Here is a 17,380-nt window from a genome sequence, read left to right as displayed (position 1 = left end):
GGGGCAGGTGGCGGGGATGGCCAAAGCGACGGACGGCGGCGCGAGACCAGTGCCCGAGCGGCTCCTGGAGGCCGCGACCCGGCTGTTCGCCGAGCGCGGCTACGACCGCACCTCGGTACAGGAGATCGTGGAGGCGGCGGGCGTCACCAAGGGCGCGCTCTACCACTACTTCGGCTCGAAGGACGACCTGCTGCACGAGGTGTACGGGCGGGTGCTCCGCCTCCAGCAGGAGCGCCTCGACGCGCTCGCCGACGCCGACGCGCCCGTCGAGCGGCGGCTGTGGGACGCCGCCGCCGACGTGGTCGTCACCACCATCGAGAACCTGGACGACACGAAGATCTTCTTCCGCTCGATGCACCAGCTCAGCCCCGAGAAGAACAAGCAGGTCAGGGCCGAACGGCGGCGCTACCACGAACGGTTCCGCGCCCTGATCGAGGAGGGCCAGCGGGCGGGCGTCTTCAGTGACGCCACCCCCGCCGACCTGGTCGTGGACTACCACTTCGGGTCCGTCCACCACCTGGGTACCTGGTACCGCCCGGACGGCCCGTTGGACGCCCACCAGCTCGCCGCCCACCTGGCGGATCTGCTGCTGCGCGCGCTGCGGCCATAGGGGGCGGGCGGTCACCGCGCGGCCGCCGCAGCGGTCCGCTGGTGCGACGGCACTCCGGGACCGTCCGCGCCGACGGGCCGTTCCCGGGCGCACCCCGGCCGGCTGAGGTCAGGCGATCCGGGCGGTCGTGCCAGTGCTCCGCTCTCCTCTTACCGCGCCGCGCGCGGTGTTCCCCGAGCCGACGGGACGCGCCCACCGGCTCGGGGAACTCACCGCGTCAGCGGTACTTCTTCAACTCCCGCCGCGCCAGCGACCTCTGGTGGACCTCGTCGGGCCCGTCGGCGAGCCGCAGGGTGCGCGCGGCCGCCCACAGCTCCGCGAGCGGGAAGTCCTGCCCGACGCCGCCGCCGCCGTGCAGCTGCACCGCCTGGTCGATGATGCCGGCGACCGTACGCGGCGTGGCGATCTTGATGGCCTGGATCTCGGTGTGCGCGCCCCGGTTGCCGACCGTGTCCATCAGCCAGGCGGTCTTCAGCACCAGCAGCCGCAGCTGCTCGACGCTCACGCGCGCGTCCGCGATCCACGCGTGGATCAGGCTCTGCTCGGCCAGCGGCTTGCCGAACGCCGTACGGTCCAGCGCCCGGCGGCACATCAGCTCGATGGCGCGTTCGGCCATGCCGATCAGCCGCATGCAGTGGTGGATACGGCCGGGGCCAAGACGGGCCTGGGCGATGGCGAAGCCGCCGCCCTCCTCGCCGATGAGGTTGCCGACCGGCACCCGCGCCTCGTCGAAGACGACCTCGGCGTGGCCGCCGTGGTCGTGGTCCTCGTAGCCGTACACCCGCATCGCGCGGCGCACCTCGACGCCCGGGGTGTCGCGCGGCACGAGCACCATCGACTGCTGGCGGCGGACGTCGGCGCCCTCCGGGTCCGTCTTGCCCATCACGATGAAGATCTTGCAGTCGGGGTTCATCGCCCCGGAGATGTACCACTTGCGGCCCGTGACGACGTAGTCGTCACCGTCCCGCTCGATCCGGGTCTCGATGTTCGTCGCGTCGGACGAGGCCACGTCCGGCTCGGTCATCGCGAACGCGGACCGGATCTCGCCCGCGAGCAGCGGCTCAAGCCAGCGCTCGCGCTGCTCGTCGGAGCCGAAGTCGGTCAGCACCTCCATGTTGCCGGTGTCGGGCGCCGCGCAGTTCAGCGCGGTGGGCGCGAGGTGCGGGCTGCGCCCGGTGATCTCGGCGAGCGGCGCGTACTGGGCATTGGTCAGCCCCGCCCCGTACCGGGGGTCCGGCAGGAACAGGTTCCACAGGCCCCGCTTGCGGGCCTCCGCCTTGAGCTCGTCCACCACGGGCGGCACGACCCAGGGGTCCTGCTGCGCCGCGCGCTGCTCGTCGGCGACGGCCTCGGCCGGATAGACGTGCTCGTCCATGAAGGCGAGCAGCTTCTCCCGAAGCTCTTCGGTGCGGGCGTCGTACGCGAAGTCCATGGCTGCCTCAGCTCTCGTCAAGGGTGGTGAGACCGTTCTCGATGAGCAGCGGCACCAGGCCGCCGATGCGGTCGAAGCCCTCACCGACGGTCTGCCCGAGTGTGTAGCGGTAGTGGATGCCCTCCGCGATGACCGCGAGCTTGAAGTACGCGAAGGCGGTGTACCAGGCGATGTGCCCGGTGTCGCGCCCCGACCTGGCGGCGTACCGCTCGATCAGCTCGGCGGTCTCCGGGTGGCCGGGGGCGCCCCGCGTGGTGGTGATGGGGGAGTCGGCGAGCTGCGGCTGCTCGCTGTACATCACCAGCAGCCCGAGGTCGGTGAGCGGGTCGCCGAGGGTGGACATCTCCCAGTCGAGGACAGCCTTGATGCTGTCGTCCTCGCCGACCAGCACGTTGTCCAGGCGGTAGTCGCCGTGCACGACGGTGGCGGCGGGGGACGGCGGCAGGGCGCCCGTCAGCGCCTCGTGCAGCGCGTCGATGCCGGGCAGCTCCCGGTTCCGCGACGCGGCGAGCTGCTTGCCCCAGCGGCGCAGCTGGCGCTCAAGGAACCCCTCGGGCCTGCCGAAGTCCGCGAGACCGGCGGCGACGGGATCGACCGCGTGGAGATCGACGAGGGTGTCGACCAGGCTGAGGACCAGGGCGCGGGTGCGCTCGGGGCCCAGCTTCGACAGCTGCTCGGCGGTGCGGTACGGGGTGCCCTCGACGAACTCCATGACGTAGAACGGCGAACCGGTCACCGACTCGTCCTCGCACAGCACCAGCGGCTCGGGGACCGGCACGGCGGTCGGGTGCAGCGCGCTGATCACCCGGAACTCGCGGCTCATGTCGTGCGCGGTCGCCAGCACGTGCCCGAGCGGCGGCCGCCGCACGACCCAGCGGGAGGTGCCGTCGGAGACCGCGTACGTCAGGTTGGACCGGCCTCCCTCGATGAGCTCGGCGCTCAGCGGCCCGCCCACCTGCCCTGGCCGCTCGCGATCGAGGTACGCGCGCAGCCCTGCCAGGTCGAGACCTGGGGGCGGATTGCCAGCGCTCATCGAGTCTTCCTCCACGGGTGGGATCGGATGGAACAAGTCCGGGACAGCCCGGGGCAGACCGGAACAGTCCGGGGACAGCTCGGGGCAGGCCGGGGACAGCCCGGGGACCCGACTCATGATGCCGACCAGTCGGTATGGAGTCCAGTGAATCCGTCGACCTTCTCGCATCATGACCGTAATTCTGAATACAGTTCATATATGAGTCCTCGTGAGGGTATCCCTTCGCCGGCTGACGCCGCGCCCGGTCTGGTGATCGACCACGTCCGCCTGACCCCGGTCCTGATCGCCGATCCACCGCTGCTCAACACCCAGGGCGTGCACCAGCCCCGCACTCCCAGACTGATCATCGAGGTCGTCACGCGCGGCGGGGTGACCGGTGTGGGCGAGACGTACGGCGACACCGCGTATCTGGCGCTGGCGCGCCCGCTGGCCGAGGCGCTGCCTGGCCGCCGGGTCACGGACATGAACGCACTTTTCTCTCTGGCGGGCGGCTCCGGCGACCGGGCTTCCCGCGTCGGCGGCGGTCCCGCCTCCGGGTTCGCCCCTGGTCCGGACGCGGAGGGCCCAGGCAGGGACAGCCCGGAGGCGGAAGGCGGGGTGGACGCGGGCGGGCTGCGCGGCGTGCGCACCGCCGACAAGCTGCGGCTGTCCGTCGTCTCCGGCTTCGAGGTGGCTTGCCTGGACGCGCTCGGAAAGGCCCTCGGGCTGCCTGTGCACGCGCTGCTCGGCGGCAAGGTGCGCGACCACGTCGAGTACAGCGCCTACCTCTTCTACCGCTGGGCCCGCCACCCCGGCTCCGGCGCCCCGGTGGACGACTGGGGGGCGGCCCTCGACCCGGCGGGGATCGTCGCCCAGGCGCGGCGCTTCGCTGCCGACTACGGCTTCCGCTCCTTCAAGCTCAAGGGCGGCGTCTTCCCGCCGGAGGAGGAGACAGCGGCGATACGCGCGCTGGCCGGGGCGTTCCCCGGCCGGCCGCTGCGGCTCGACCCCAACGGCGCGTGGTCGGTGCCGACGTCCCTGCGGGTCGCCGACGAGCTCAGGGACGTCCTGGAGTACCTGGAGGACCCCACGAGCGGCACGGCGGGGATGGCCGAGGTCGCCGCGCGGGCCGGGCTGCCGCTCGCCACGAACATGTGCGTCACGACCTTTCCCGAGATCCGCGAGGCGTTCACCCGCGACGCCGTCCAGGTGGTGCTCGCGGACCACCACTACTGGGGCGGTCCGCGCAACACCCGCGAACTCGCCGCCATCTGCGACACCTTCGGCGTCGGCCTGTCCATGCACTCCAACACCCACCTCGGCGTCAGCCTCGCCGCCATGACCCACGTCGCCGCCACCGTTCCCCACCTCGACTACGCCTGCGACACCCACTATCCCTGGCAGACCGAGGACGTGATCACCGAGCGCCACGTCTTCCACGACGGGCGGCTGGCCGTCTCCGAAGGACCCGGCCTCGGCGTCACCCTCGACCGCGCCGCGCTCGCCGCCTGCCACCAGCGCTGGCTCGACGACGACGGCGCCCTGCGCGACCGCGACGACGCCAGGGCGATGCGCGCGGCGGACCCCGCGTGGGTCACCCCGGCTGTGCCGCGCTGGTGACGCGCGGCTCGCAGGCGCCGGTGGTTGCCCCGCGATCACCCGGTGCCGTTCCCCCGCGCGCGGAGGCGCCTGGGCTCCAGCGGGCCCCTCCGTGCGCGCGCCGTCGCCGTCAGGCGTGGCAGGCCACCGGCTGCCCGCCGTTCATCATGGTCATCTCCGCGAACGACGCGGCCGCGTCGATCGGCGAGCCCGGCGGCAGGCCGTCCAGTTCCGCGTACGCGCGGCGCAGGTTGGCGACCAGCCGCTCGCTCTCCCGCAGCGCGGCGAACTCGCCCAGGTCGGCGCCGCGAGCCAGCTCAAGCGGCGTACGGCCCTCCTTGTGGCCTTGCGCGGCCAGTTCGCCGACGTATCGCAGGTAGCGCTCCACCGTGTCGTACACGCCGGGGTCGGTGACCCTCCCGTGGCCGGGCACGACCGTCTCCGCGTCCAGCGCGCGCAGCCGCGCGACCGCGTCCAGCGAGCCGCTGAGCGAGCCCATCAGGACGAAGGGGGTGCCGCCGTGGAAGACGAGGTCGCCGGTGTAGACGACGCGTTGCTGCGGCAGCCAGACGATGGTGTCCCCGGTGGTGTGGGAGACCCCCGGGTGGATCAGCTGCACCTCGGTGTCCCCGACATGCAGGGTGAGGGTGTCGGTGTACGTGACGCTGGGCGCGGTGACCTCTATGTCGCCGAAGTCGACATGGGGCCATATCGCGTGCAGCTGGAGGCCGTTGGCCAGCGCTTCGCGGCGGCAGGCGACATGCCCGATCACCGTCGCCTCGGGCAGGAACACCCCGTTGCCGTAGGTGTGGTCGCCGTGATGGTGGGTGTTGACGACCACGCGGGGCTGCGGGGCGCCGCTGGCGAGCACCGCCTCGCGTAACGCGCGGGCGCGGCGCTCGGTGGCCGCTGTGTCGATCATCAACGTGGTGCGCCCGTCACTGACGAACCCCGCGTTGTTCAGGCACCAGCCGCCGTCCGGCTGGACGTAGGCGTGCGCTCCCGAGGCGAGTTGGGTGGCGTATGGCTGGCTGACCGCCGTCCTGGCGGCGTTCGGCCTGGAGCTGGTACTGGACATGTGCCCTCCCCGGAGACCTGCTGTATCGGCGCGCTCAGCGTCGCAGCCGGGCACCGCCTCCGGAAGAGGCTCCCCGGGGGCACGCCCCGTGGGCCCTCCCCGTACGCACCCCCGCGCCGCCACGCGAGCACAGGCCTGCGGGCACCTCTGCTACGAGTACACGTCTACGAGCACGCCTCGCCGCGCTCGTCGTCGCGCGCCTGCGCCGCCAGCACCGCGTCGGCGTTCTCGAAGGCCCAGACGCTCAGCGCCTCGATGGGCCCGAGCAGGCTCTCACCGAGCTCCGTCAGGGCGTACTCCACCCGGGGCGGAGCCTCCGCGTACCGGCGGTGGCCGACCAGCCCGTCGCGTTCCAGCCGCCGCAACGTGTCGTGGAGCACCTTGGCGCTGATCCCGCCGATCGCCGCCCGCAGTTCCTTCGGCCGCCGGGGGCCGGAGCGCAGGGCGAAGACCACGACGGAGGTCCAGGTGTTGGCCAGCAGCTCGAAGCCGAGCCTGGCGCGGCAGTCGGCGATGAACATGTCGTCCGACCTGCCGGTCTGTGCCTGCTGTGGTGTCGTCACCTGTTCCTCCTATCGCATCCGTTGGGTACCTCGGGGTGTCCGACGGACTTCCTAGAGTCTGCCAGCAGGAGAGACCGCTGACGTCATCCCGCGTACGGCCGTGCTGAACAGGCCGCCACGGGGTTGACGGTGGAACGAAGGAGACCGCTGATGCGGATCGGAGTGCTGGGTGCGGGGAACATGGCGGAGGGACTGGCCACGCAGTGGGTGCGGGCGGGCCACGAGGTGCTGATCGGCGGTCGCGACGAGGCCAGGGCGGCGGCGCTCGCGGCACGGATCGGGTCAGGGGCGCGGTCGGGAAGCCTGCGCGAGGCGGCGGAGTACGGGCCTGTGGTGCTGCTGGCGGTGCTCTACGGCGGGGCGGCCGAGGCGCTGAAGAACGCGGGCGCCGACGAGGGCGCGCTGCGGGGCCGGGTGCTGATCGACTGCACCAACGCGATGGACATGGAGGGCGCGAAGCTGCTGCTGGACGGCGGCACCAGTGCGGCCGAGCGGATAGCGGACGTCGCGGGAGGTGCCCGGGTGGTGAAGGGGTTCAACCTCTTCCCCGACTTCGTGTGGCGGATGACGCCACCGGCCGCCGCGGACGGTCCGCTGGCGGTGCCGCTGTGCGGGGACGACGCGGACGCGGTGGAGACCGTCAGCGGCCTCGTACGCGACATCGGCTGTGTGCCGCTGCCCGCCGGGGAGCTGGCCAGGGCCCGATACCTGGAGGCCACCCTCGCGTTCGTCATCGGACTGTGGCAGCGGGGCCTGGAGCCGCGTGCGGCGATCCTGCCGCTGGCGGCCATGGCGGCGCAGACGGATTAGGGAGTATCCGGCGGATCACGCATGCCCAGCGTCGGGACCGCGCATGGGCCTCCCCGGCCGTCAGGTCCACCCTGGCCCAGCGAAGCGGTGCGCCCCGTCAGGGGCGCGGGGAACTGCGCGACCAGCCACCATGCACCCGCACTCCGCGACGCACGGACAGGGGGCTCCGCCCCCCGCACGACCCGCCGGACACGGCATAGGCGGCGCGGGTCAGCGCAGTATCGCCGCGCCCAGCGCCGCCAGGGCGACCGTGCAGCCGGCCGCGGCCACGGCCGCCCGCGGGGACAGGGCGGGCGGCCGGGGCGCGTTCATGGCCTGGATGCGGCGCTGCGCCGCCGCCAGGAAGGCCAGCCAGACCAGGCAGATCAGTGCCATGGCGAGCAGCGCGGCCGGACGCGGGCCGCCGTGCAGGACCTGCCGCCCGGCCAGTACGCCCACGACCGCGCAGGTCAGTGTCGTACGCCGCCACGCCATCCGGGTCCGCTCCGGTTGCAGGCCCGGATCGCGCGTCGGCGTCCCCACTAGCCCGCCCAGTCGAAGGCCACGACGAGCACCATCAGTACGGAGATCACGCCGACACCGAGCCCCAGCAGGCTGGGGAAGCGCGACACCGGCAGATCCTCGCTGCGCCGCATGGCCCGCTCGCAGCGAATCCAGTGGTTGACCGCGCGCAGCGCGCACAAGGCGCCGCCCACCAGCAGCGCCAGTGCCAGCGGGGTGCGCAGTGGCCGGTCGGCGTCCGGGAGGAACTGGTCCACCGCGAAGCCACCACCCACCAGCGCCAGCGCGGTGCGCAGCCAGGCGAGGAAGGTGCGCTCGTTGGCGAGCGAGAAGCGGTAGTCGGGGGTCTCGCCTTCGGCGCGCAGCCGGGCCGGGGTGAACCAGAGCCTGGCCCCGGCGCGCAGCGCGCCGAGGCGGCCTGGGTGCTCGGGGCGGTCAGGGCGATCAGGGCTGGTCATGACGGGCGGGCGGGATCGCTCATGACCAAGAGCCTAACGGCGCGGCCACCGCGGGGTCGGTCGCCACCGCCGTGACCGGGCACCGCCGCCTCCGCGCCCCGGCCACGCCCCGGCCACGGCGGTCGCGCGGCTACGCGGGCGGGGTGTCCGCGCCGCGCCACCACTCCAGCAGCCGCTGGTACGCCTCGGCGCCGTCCGGCACCCACTCCCACGTGGTGAGCCGCCGCGCCAGCTCCTCCTCCGGCAGGAAGGCGTGCCAGGCGACCTCCTCGGGCTGCGGGCTGACCGGCAGGTCGCAGCGCACCTCGTAGACGCGGCACCACCAGGACTGGCCGGGCCGCTCGTAGAGGAAGGAGAACAGCGGCACCGGCGCGGGCAGCCCGCTGACGCCCAGCTCCTCCTCCGCCTCGCGCAGCGCGGCGGCGTCGTACGCCTCGCCCGCGCCGACCACGCCGCCGACGAACATGTCGTACAGGGAGGGGAAGACGAGTTTCCCGGCGGTGCGCCGGTGCACGAAGACGCGCCCGTCCGCGTCTTTCGCGAGGATGAACACGCAGCGGTGCCTCAACCCGCGCGCGTACACCTCGCCGCGGCGCGCCTGCCCCACCACCTCGTCCCGCTCGTCCACGATGTCCAGCACTTCGTCCGCCGGCCTGGGCGCGTCGTCAGCCATCCGGCCATCCAACCAGCAGAACACCCCGTTCAGACGGTTGACGGCGTACCGGCAGGTAACGAGGATCGGGCGCAGAGCACGACGCCGCCGCCCGGCCCCGTGGCCGGGCGCGGCGGCACGGACAGCGGCACACGGCCGTCCGGCGGCGGGCGCCGCCACCGGCCCGGCGTCGACGGCGGGCCCGACGAAGAGGGAAACCATGGCGTACGACGCGGATGTGATCGTGGTCGGGGCGGGCCTCGCCGGCCTCGCCGCGACCGCCGAGCTGGTCGACGCGGGCCGCAAGGTGATCCTGCTCGACCAGGAGCCCGAGGCGTCGCTGGGCGGCCAGGCGCACTGGTCCTTCGGCGGGCTGTTCCTCGTCGGCTCCCCCGAGCAGCGGCGGCTGCGCATCCGCGACAGCCACGAGCTCGCCTGGCAGGACTGGCTGGGCACCGCCGGGTTCGACCGGCCCGAGGACCGCTGGCCGCGCCGGTGGGCCGAGGCGTACGTGGACTTCGCCGCGGGCGAGAAGCGGCCCTGGCTGCACGCCCAGGGAGTGCGGTTCTTCCCCGTCGTCGGCTGGGCCGAGCGCGGCGGCTACGACGCGAACGGCCACGGCAACTCCGTCCCCCGCTTCCACGTCACCTGGGGCACGGGGCCCGGCCTCGTCGCCCCGTTCGAGCGCCGGGTGCGGGCCGGGATGGCCCGGGGCCTGGTCCGGGCGCTGTTCCGGCACCGTGTCACCGGCCTGTCCCGCGGCGCGGGCACCGTGGACACCGTCAGCGGCGAGATCCTCGCGCCGAGCGGGGCCGAGCGCGGCACCCCGAGCAGCCGCGAGGTCACCGGCGCCTTCGAGCTGCGCGCGCAGGCGGTGATCGTGACCTCGGGTGGCATCGGGGGCAACCACGACCTGGTGCGCCGCAACTGGCCCGAGCGGCTGGGGACCCCGCCCGCGCGCATGCTCTCCGGGGTGCCCGCGCACGTGGACGGCGAGCTGCTGGCCGTCACCGAGCAGGCCGGTGCCCGGCTCATCAACCGCGACCGGATGTGGCACTACACCGAGGGCGTCGGCAACTGGGACCCCATCTGGCCGCGCCACGGCATCCGCATCCTGTCCGGTCCCTCACCGCTGTGGGTGGACGCGCTCGGCAAGCGGCTGCCGGTGCCGCTCTTCCCCGGCTTCGACACCCTCGGCACGCTCGAACACATCATGCGGACCGGCTACGACTACACCTGGTTCCTCCTCACCAGGAAGATCATCGAGAAGGAGTTCACGCTCTCGGGATCGGAGCAGAACCCCGACCTGACGGCCAAGAGCGTCCGCGACGTGCTGGCCAGGGCGCGCGGCGGGGCGCCGGGCCCGGTCCAGGCGTTCATGGACCACGGCGAGGACTTCATCGTCGAGCGTTCGCTGACCGGGCTCGTACGCCGCATGAACGCGCTCACCGAGGCCGAGCCCACGCACAAGGCCGGCCACATCGACGAGGACGAGCTGCGCCGCGAGATCACCGCACGCGACCGCGAACTGGCCAACACCTTCACCAAGGACCTCCAGATCACCGCCATGCGCGGGACGCGCAACTACCTCGGCGACCGGCTCATCCGCACCACCGCCCCCCACCGCATGCTCGACCCCAAGGCGGGCCCGCTGATCGCCGTGCGGCTGAGCATCCTCACCCGCAAGACCCTCGGCGGCCTGGAGACCGACCTGTCCTCGCGGGTGCTGGCCGAGGACGGGGAACCGCTGCCCGGCCTGTACGCGGCGGGGGAGGCCGCGGGGTTCGGCGGCGGAGGCATGCACGGCTACCGCTCGCTGGAGGGGACCTTCCTCGGCGGCTGCCTGTTCTCCGGACGCACCGCGGGCCGGGCCGCCGCCAAGGCCGTCGGCTGAACCTTGTCCGATAGCCGGCGGCTGACTGGCCAGAACCGCGCCCAGCGCCGCATGGCGGGCCAATTCGCCGACTCCTTGGAACAGTTGACGCCTGGTCACGTCCTGATCCTCCGCGGTCCACGATCCGTGACCGCGAACCCTGTTCGTGCGCGCTAACACCGTTAGCACGTAGAAACGGCTAATACCGCCAGGACACAAGGGAGTTACGGATGGTGGGGGCCGCTGCCGGGCCTTGACGCGGACCAGTGACTACCGGTTTGCTGTCCGTGATCATTCGCCGTCGGCGGCGCTGGCAACCGGGGCCACCGATGGGGGCCCGGCAAACCCCGCGCGGGCAGACGCCGCCGCGGGCTGGAGGTGACAGCGTCGTGGAGGAACTTCCCGGATGACGCCTCCTCCACCCCCGCTTGGCCGCCCGTGGCGTAAGGACCGACTGGCGCTCGACCCCGCCCTCGACGACGAGCCGCTGGCCGCCGCGCGCAACGCGCTCGCCCAGGGCCGCTGGGGCAAGGCCCGCGCCCTGCTCGCCGAGACCGGCCCCGACTGGGACCGGCGCGGACACCGCATGGTCGTCCTCGCCGAGGGCCCGGCCAGTTCATCGTGGGCGAGCGACTGGCAGCTGGCCGAGCCGGACAGCGCCGACGCCGCCGTACTGCTCGCCTGCGCCACCGCGTTCCAGTCGATACGGGGCAAGGTCGCCCCCCAGGCGGCACGGGCCGTGGCGCTCGCCGCGGCCCGTATGGCCCCGGCCGACCCCACGCCCTGGCTCGCCCAGCTCATCCTCGCCCGCCGCCGTGGCACCTCCGACGACCAGGTGCGCGCCTTCGACCAGGTACGCGCCCGGCACGCCGAACACCACCACGCCCACCACCTGATGGCCGCGTGTCTGGCCGAGCACGACGAAGACCCGTCAGGGGACCCGCTGCACCAGGTCTACGACTTCGCCGCCTGGGCCGCCGAACAGGCCCCCGCCGACTCCCCGCTGGCCATCCTGCCGGTCATCGCCCACGCCGAGCGCTACCGGGTCCTGGCCGCGGCGGGCCGTGAGCCGAGCGACCCCGCCGCCTCCCGCCACTGGGCGACCCGGCGGGCCCAGCAGGTCCTCAAGGCCGCGTTCGACTGGTGGCTGGAATGGGAGGCCGAGGAACACCCGCGCCGCATGATCGACCTCAACTTCCTCGCCCACGCGAAGATCCAGGAAGGGCGGATGGCCGAGGCCACCGCCCTGATCAACAGGATCGGCCCGTACGTGACCGAGGCGCCCTGGTCCTACCCGGACCGGGACCCGCGGAAGACCTTCCGCGCGCTGAGCCGCACCGTCCTGTGAACCCCCACGCGGCGGGAACTCCCCCAAGGCCCACCGCAGCCCCACCGCACCCCCCGTCACCGTCCCCCAGGAAGGACCGCGCAGCCCATGCTGACGGACCGTACGAGCCAGATCAGTACCTTCAAAGGCGAAGACCGGGCGCTGAGAGCCGACCGGATCGGATCGGCGGGCCTGACGGTCTCCGTCATCGCCGCCGCCGGACCGCTGCTCTCCTCGTCCTCCATCATCGTCACCGGATACGCGGTGATCGGCCTGGTCGGGCAGCCGCTCATCTTCGTCATCATCGGCGTCACGCTCGTCCTGTTCACCGTGGCGTACGCCGAGATGAGCCGCCATGTGCACAACGCGGGCGCCTTCTACGCGTACATCACCCGGGGGCTCGGGAGCACGGCGGGCACCGCGGCGGCGTTCGTCGCCCTCGTCGCCTACAGCATCCTGCAGTTCGCCCTCTACGGACTCTTCGGCTTCCAGCTCTCCTACATGCTCGACCGGTACGCCGGACTCGACGTGAAGTGGTGGGTGTCGGCGCTGCTGGGACTCGCGGTCATCACCGCGCTCGGCGTCCGGAAGATCGACCTCAGTACCAAGTTCCTCGCGGTCGCCCTGTTCCTTGAGATAGGCATCATCGTCGTCTGCGACATCGTCTTCGTCTCCGACGCGGGACCGCAGGGCGTGACCTTCGAGGCACTCAACCCCGACACGCTCAGCAGCGCCGGAGTGGGCACCGCGCTGTGCTTCGCCGTCGCCGCCTTCGCGGGCTTCGAGTCGGCGCCCGTCTACGCCGAGGAGACACAGCACCCGCAGGCGTCCGTGGGCCGCGCGGTCTTCGTGGCGGTCGGCATCACCGCGACGATCTACGCGCTGACCGCCTGGGCGATGAGCGTCGCCGCCGGGCCCGGCCACATCGTCGGCGCCTCCCGGGAGATGGGCCCCGGGCTGCTGGCCGCCCTCGGTGAGGACCGGCTGGGCTCCACCTTCGGCCACGTCATCGACTACTTCCTGCTGTCGGGCATCTTCGCCACCATGCTGAGCTTCCACAACACCGTCGCCCGCTACTTCTTCGCCATGGGCCGCGAGGGCCTGCTGCCGCGCGCCGTCGGACGGACGTCCAAGAGCAGCGGCGCCCCCGCGATCGGCTCCCTGCTCCAGAGCGGGATCTCCCTCGTCGCCGTCCTCGCCTTCGCCCTCACCGACCGCGACCCGGTCAACGAGATGCTGGCCTGGTGCTCCAACGTCGGCTCCATCGGCCTGCTGATGCTGATGTCCACCACCTCGGTCGCGATCATCGTCTTCTTCTGGCGGCGCGGCGTCGCACGGGCCCAGGCATGGCGGCTGGCCTGCGCGGCGGTCGCCACGGTCGTCCTGGTGTGGATTCTGGCGAAGTGCGTCCGGCAGTTCGACGTCCTCCTCCCGCCGGGCACCTCGCAGACGCTGACCTGGCTGCTGCCGTCCGTCATGTTCGCCGTCGCGGCACTCGGCGTCGTCTACGGGCTGGTACTGCGCGCACGCCGACCCGAGCTGCACGCCCGGATCGGCCTCGGCAACGAGGCGTTCCGGCTGGAGAACGCCGCGGTCGCCCAGTCGGCCAAGTCGGCCCCTCCGGCCTCCCAGCCGTCGAGCGGCGCCTCCGGCTGACCGCGCGGGGACCCGCGCGGAAGCCGGCCCCGGCGGCCTCGGACACTGGTCGGGTCCGGTCCCGTGGTTCCGGGTCCCGGCCCGTCAGGTCCCGTCCGGCGCGTGTGCTTCCGCGTCCGGACCCGCCCCCGTCCGAGAGAGGCACCGCCATGACTTGTTGCCACCCCCGTCCCGCGGCAGCGAACCCCCACCCCCTCGATCCGCTGACGGCGGACGAGTACGCCGCGGCCCGGCGCGTCCTCGAAGAAGCGGGCAAGGTGAGCGAGACGACCCGCTTCCCGCTCGTCCTCCTCGACGAACCCGACCGGCACACCGTCGCCTCGCACCGCCCCGGCGACCCGGTGGTACGCCGCGTACGGGTCACCCTCCTCGACTCCGCCGACGGCGCCGCCGGTGAAGCCCTGATAGATCTCACCGCCGGGACGCTGCTCTCCTGCCGGTCGCTGGACACCGCCACGGAGGGCCACCCGCCGGTCCTCCTCGGCGAGTTCGAGCTCGCCGACGAGATCGTCAAGGCCGACCCCGGGTGGCGCAAGGCGATGGCCGACCGGGGCGTCACCGACCCGGAGCTCGCCATCGCGGCGCCCATGGGAGCGGGCGACCTGCCGCTCGCCCGGGAGAGCGGCAGCCGTGTCATGCGCGCCCTGACCTTCATGCGGTGCGACGAGACGGACAGCCCCTGGGCCCACCCGGTGGCCGGTCTCGTCGCCGATGTGGACCTCATCGAGCGGCGCGTCGTACGGCTCACCGACACCGGCGCCGTGCCGATACCGGCCGAGTGCGGCCGCTACGACGCGGCGGCCACCGGGCCCGCCCGCACCGACCTGCGCCCGCTGGAGATAACCCAGCCGGACGGCCCGTCCTTCTCCCTGGACGGGCCCCTGCTGACCTGGCAGAACTGGTCGTTCCGGGTGGACTTCAACGCCCGCGAGGGGCTGGTCCTGCACCAGATCACCCACCGCGACGGCGACCGCGAACGGCCCGTCCTGCACCGCGCATCCCTCGCCGAGATGGCCGTCGTCTACGGCGAGGCCGAGGAGACCCGCAACTGGGTGTACTTCCTCGACGCGGGCGAATACCTGCTGGGCCGCAACGCCAACGCCCTGAAGCTGGGCTGCGACTGCCTGGGCGAGATCCGCTACCTCGACGCCGTACTCCACGACGACCTGGGCCACCCGCAGACGCTGCCCAACGCGATATGCATACACGAGGAGGACTACGGCCTCCTGTGGAAACACACCGACATCTTCAACGGCAACGCCGCAGAGAGCCGCCGTTCACGCCGCCTGGTCATCTCCTACATCGCGACGGTCGGCAACTACGACTACGGCTTCTACTGGTACTTCTACCAGGACGGCACCATCGCCTTCGAGGCCAAGTCCACCGGCGTCGTGCAGACATCGGCCGCCGTCCCGGGCGAGGTCTCCCCGCACGCCACCGAGATCGCGCCCGGCTTGCTCGCCCCGTACCACCAGCACTTCTTCTGCGCCCGGCTGGACGTGGCCGTCGACGGGCCCGACAACACGGTCGAAGAGCTGGACGTCGTCCCGGTCCCGCCCGGCCCGGACAACCCCAACGGCAACGCCTTCACCGTACGGGCCACGCCGATCGCCACCGGCGCCGACGGCGGACGCCTGGCCGACCCCCTGGCGGGCCGCCGCTGGCGCGTCACCAACCCCGGCTCCCGCAACCGCATGGGCCAGCCGGTCGCCTACACCCTCACCCCGCAGCCCGGCCCGACGCTGCTGGCGCAGCCGGACGCGTCGGCGGCCCGGCGGGTGGCGTTCGCGACCAGGCACCTGTGGGTCACCCGGCACCGGCCCGAGCGCCGCTACCCGGACGGCGACTACCCGAACCAGCAGCTGGGCGGGGCGGGACTGCCGGAGTGGACCGCGCGGGACGCGGCCCGCTCGCTGGAGAACACCAGCCTCACGCTGTGGCATGTCTTCGGCCCGACGCACCTGCCCCGGCTGGAGGACTGGCCCGTCATGCCCGTCGACCACACCGGTTTCTCGCTGAAGCCCACCGGCTTCTTCGACCGGAACCCCGCGCTCGACCTGCCGGCCGAAGGCGCCTGACAGCCTCGCGCCGCGCCCTGCCCCCGCGCCGGAGGCGGTCGGCTGTCAGTCGTCGAGGGCTTCCCGGACCCGCCGGGAGACCGTGAACGCGTACAGGTCGAGCACGCCCGGCGGCTCGGCGATGCCCGGGCCGCCGTCGCGTATCCAGGTCGCGATGTCAGCGAGCGCGTCGTCGTCGTTGACGAGCCCGAGCCACACCGGCCGCCCGCCCGCCGCCCGGCCCGTCGCCGACGGCTGGACGACCATCACATTGGCCTGGTCGCACACGTCCAGGCACTCCGAGGCCCGCACGGCGGCGGCCGGGCCGAGGGCCGTCCTCAGGCGGGCGATCTGACCGGCGTGATCGACCCCGGGCACCTTGCGGGGGTCGCCGCAGCAGCAGCCACGACAGACGGTGACCTTGCAGGTCACGGCGGTGTTCCCGGACGGCTGGCGGCGGGCGGCTGAGGCGGTGCGACCGGTGTTCGAGCTCATCCGGCCGATCATACGCAGCCCGGAGAACCCCCGGGGTGCGAGACGCCTCACCCCGGCCGGCGGCCGCCGTGGCGGGCGGGCCAGGGCGGCCGCCGGACGCGCGCCGGGTCACCCGCTTGGGTTATTTCCGCTGCATCCCTCAGCCCCGCACGCTGCCGATATCCCCCCATAGTTCGCTTCATCGGGAGAGTCTGCTGATATCCCGTCATGCCCCGCACTCGTGCCCGGCATGCCCCTTCAGCGAACAAGGGACCACCGATGCGCAAGAACCCCCCTCTCCTGTCCTTGCCGTGGCGTGCCGCCTCCGTCGGGTGGCTGCCGGTGCTGGCTCTCGTGCTGGGCGGCTGCCTGCCGTTCGGCGGGTCGCCGCGTGCCGACACCGCGTCGCTCTGGCGAAATCCGGACACCGCCGCTGCCCGCCAGGTGCGGGCCTGGGAAGCACACGGCCGCACGGACGACGCGCGGCTGCTGCGCGCCATCGCGGACCAGCCGACCTCGGAGTGGATCAGCGAGGAACCGAAGGAACGGGCGCGGCGCTTCACCGAGGCCGCCGCCAAGACCGGCCGCATCCCGGTACTCGTGGGCTACCACATCCCGTACCGCGACTGCGGCAACCACTCGAAGGGCGGCGCGCCCGGCGCCCTCGCCTACCGGGACTGGGCCGAGGAACTGGCGGCCGGGATCGGCGACCGCAAGGCGCTCGTCATCCTGGAGCCGGACGCGGTGGCGCAGGTCGTGGACGGCTGCGTGCGGCCGCAGCTGCGGGAGGAGCGCATGGACCTGCTGCGGTCCGCGGTCATCACGCTGTCCTCGCTGCCGAACACCAAGGTCTACCTCGACGCGGGCAACGCGGGCTGGGTGCCGGACCCCAAGCGGCTGGTCGACCCGCTGCGGAGCAGCGGCGTCGAGTACGCCGACGGCTTCGCGCTGAACGTGTCCAACTTCCACACCACGTCCGACACCACCGCCTACGGGCACCGCCTGGCGAAGGCGCTCGGCGGTTCCCACTTCGTCATCGATACCAGCCGCAACGGCAACGGCCCGGCGGGCAAGGGCGGAAAGGAGGACACGTGGTGCAACCCGCCGGGCCGTGCGCTGGGGGAGCGGCCGACCATCTCCACCGGCGTGGAGGGAGTGGACGCGTACCTGTGGATCAAGCGGCCCGGGGAGTCCGACGGCACCTGCCGGGGCGGTCCTCCCGCGGGCCGCTGGTGGCCCGAGTACGCGCTCGATCTGGCCCGCGCGAGCGCGCACTGA

The 17,380-nt window shown here is 72.9% G+C and carries 16 protein-coding genes; 8 read left to right on the top strand and 8 right to left on the bottom strand.

Annotated features, from left to right (window positions below; all coding sequences use genetic code 11):
- The first annotated feature begins 16 nt into the window (after positions 1-16).
- Positions 17-610, top strand: a complete 594-nt coding sequence (locus AC5P1B_RS05255; protein WP_493885090.1) for a TetR/AcrR family transcriptional regulator — start codon at positions 17-19, stop codon at positions 608-610.
- 217 nt (positions 611-827) lie between these two features.
- Here AC5P1B_RS05255 and AC5P1B_RS05250 read toward each other — a convergent pair whose 3' ends face one another.
- Positions 828-2,042 (bottom strand): acyl-CoA dehydrogenase family protein, encoded by a 1,215-nt coding sequence (locus AC5P1B_RS05250; RefSeq protein WP_493885428.1) that lies wholly within the window; start codon positions 2,040-2,042, stop codon positions 828-830.
- 7 nt (positions 2,043-2,049) lie between these two features.
- The gene (locus AC5P1B_RS05245; RefSeq protein WP_493885088.1) at positions 2,050-3,075 is read right to left on the bottom strand and encodes a phosphotransferase family protein; all 1,026 of its coding nucleotides are present in this window, start codon (positions 3,073-3,075) and stop codon (positions 2,050-2,052) included.
- A 198-nt stretch (positions 3,076-3,273) separates the two neighbouring features.
- Between AC5P1B_RS05245 and AC5P1B_RS05240 the strand changes: the two genes are divergently transcribed.
- Positions 3,274-4,674: an enolase C-terminal domain-like protein gene (locus AC5P1B_RS05240; RefSeq protein WP_493885086.1), complete on the top strand. Its 1,401-nt coding sequence runs from the start codon at positions 3,274-3,276 to the stop codon at positions 4,672-4,674.
- A gap of 109 nt (positions 4,675-4,783) precedes the next feature.
- Here AC5P1B_RS05240 and AC5P1B_RS05235 read toward each other — a convergent pair whose 3' ends face one another.
- Together AC5P1B_RS05235 and AC5P1B_RS05230 are read right to left on the bottom strand one after the other, a co-directional pair.
- Positions 4,784-5,731 (bottom strand): MBL fold metallo-hydrolase, encoded by a 948-nt coding sequence (locus AC5P1B_RS05235; RefSeq protein WP_493885084.1) that lies wholly within the window; start codon positions 5,729-5,731, stop codon positions 4,784-4,786.
- Positions 5,732-5,895: 164 nt separating this feature from the next.
- Entirely contained in the window at positions 5,896-6,252 is a 357-nt protein-coding gene (locus tag AC5P1B_RS05230; protein WP_493885426.1) for a winged helix-turn-helix transcriptional regulator, read from the bottom strand.
- 192 nt (positions 6,253-6,444) lie between these two features.
- On the opposite strand from AC5P1B_RS05230, the gene AC5P1B_RS05225 reads away from it, so the two are divergent.
- Complete coding sequence (locus AC5P1B_RS05225) at positions 6,445-7,104, top strand: NADPH-dependent F420 reductase (protein ID WP_493885083.1); 660 nt, start codon at positions 6,445-6,447, stop codon at positions 7,102-7,104.
- 210 nt (positions 7,105-7,314) lie between these two features.
- On the opposite strand, the gene AC5P1B_RS05220 is transcribed toward AC5P1B_RS05225, so the two are convergent.
- From AC5P1B_RS05220 to AC5P1B_RS05210, 3 genes are all read right to left on the bottom strand, one after another.
- Positions 7,315-7,638 carry a DUF202 domain-containing protein gene (locus AC5P1B_RS05220; RefSeq protein ID WP_493885425.1) on the bottom strand — a complete coding sequence of 108 codons (324 nt, stop codon included), beginning with the start codon at positions 7,636-7,638 and terminating at the stop codon, positions 7,315-7,317.
- Positions 7,626-8,063 (bottom strand): YidH family protein, encoded by a 438-nt coding sequence (locus AC5P1B_RS05215; protein WP_493885081.1) that lies wholly within the window; start codon positions 8,061-8,063, stop codon positions 7,626-7,628. The genes AC5P1B_RS05220 and AC5P1B_RS05215 overlap by 13 nt, the downstream gene beginning before the upstream one ends.
- A gap of 130 nt (positions 8,064-8,193) precedes the next feature.
- A complete protein-coding gene (locus tag AC5P1B_RS05210) occupies positions 8,194-8,736 on the bottom strand; it encodes an NUDIX hydrolase (protein WP_493885079.1) in 543 nt (180 codons plus the stop codon).
- A 199-nt stretch (positions 8,737-8,935) separates the two neighbouring features.
- On the opposite strand from AC5P1B_RS05210, the gene AC5P1B_RS05205 reads away from it, so the two are divergent.
- The 4 genes from AC5P1B_RS05205 to AC5P1B_RS05190 all read left to right on the top strand — a co-directional run bounded on the left by AC5P1B_RS05205 (position 8,936) and on the right by AC5P1B_RS05190 (position 15,649).
- Positions 8,936-10,609, top strand: coding sequence for an FAD-binding dehydrogenase (locus AC5P1B_RS05205; protein ID WP_493885077.1), 1,674 nt, complete (start codon positions 8,936-8,938; stop codon positions 10,607-10,609).
- A 385-nt stretch (positions 10,610-10,994) separates the two neighbouring features.
- On the top strand, positions 10,995-11,936 hold the full coding sequence (locus AC5P1B_RS05200; protein WP_493885075.1) for a hypothetical protein: 942 nt from the start codon (positions 10,995-10,997) through the stop codon (positions 11,934-11,936).
- 87 nt (positions 11,937-12,023) lie between these two features.
- Positions 12,024-13,571 (top strand): APC family permease, encoded by a 1,548-nt coding sequence (locus AC5P1B_RS05195; protein WP_493885073.1) that lies wholly within the window; start codon positions 12,024-12,026, stop codon positions 13,569-13,571.
- A 149-nt stretch (positions 13,572-13,720) separates the two neighbouring features.
- Positions 13,721-15,649 (top strand): primary-amine oxidase, encoded by a 1,929-nt coding sequence (locus AC5P1B_RS05190; RefSeq protein ID WP_493885071.1) that lies wholly within the window; start codon positions 13,721-13,723, stop codon positions 15,647-15,649.
- 45 nt (positions 15,650-15,694) lie between these two features.
- On the opposite strand, the gene AC5P1B_RS05185 is transcribed toward AC5P1B_RS05190, so the two are convergent.
- On the bottom strand, positions 15,695-16,123 hold the full coding sequence (locus AC5P1B_RS05185; RefSeq protein ID WP_493885069.1) for a (2Fe-2S) ferredoxin domain-containing protein: 429 nt from the start codon (positions 16,121-16,123) through the stop codon (positions 15,695-15,697).
- 258 nt (positions 16,124-16,381) lie between these two features.
- Here AC5P1B_RS05185 and AC5P1B_RS05180 point away from each other — a divergent pair, with 258 nt between their 5' ends.
- A complete protein-coding gene (locus AC5P1B_RS05180; RefSeq protein WP_493885067.1) occupies positions 16,382-17,380 on the top strand; it encodes a glycoside hydrolase family 6 protein in 999 nt (332 codons plus the stop codon).

The sequence above is a fragment of the Streptomyces sp. A01 genome (assembly GCF_059026195.1).
This window is presented reverse-complemented; position numbering and strand designations above follow the sequence as displayed.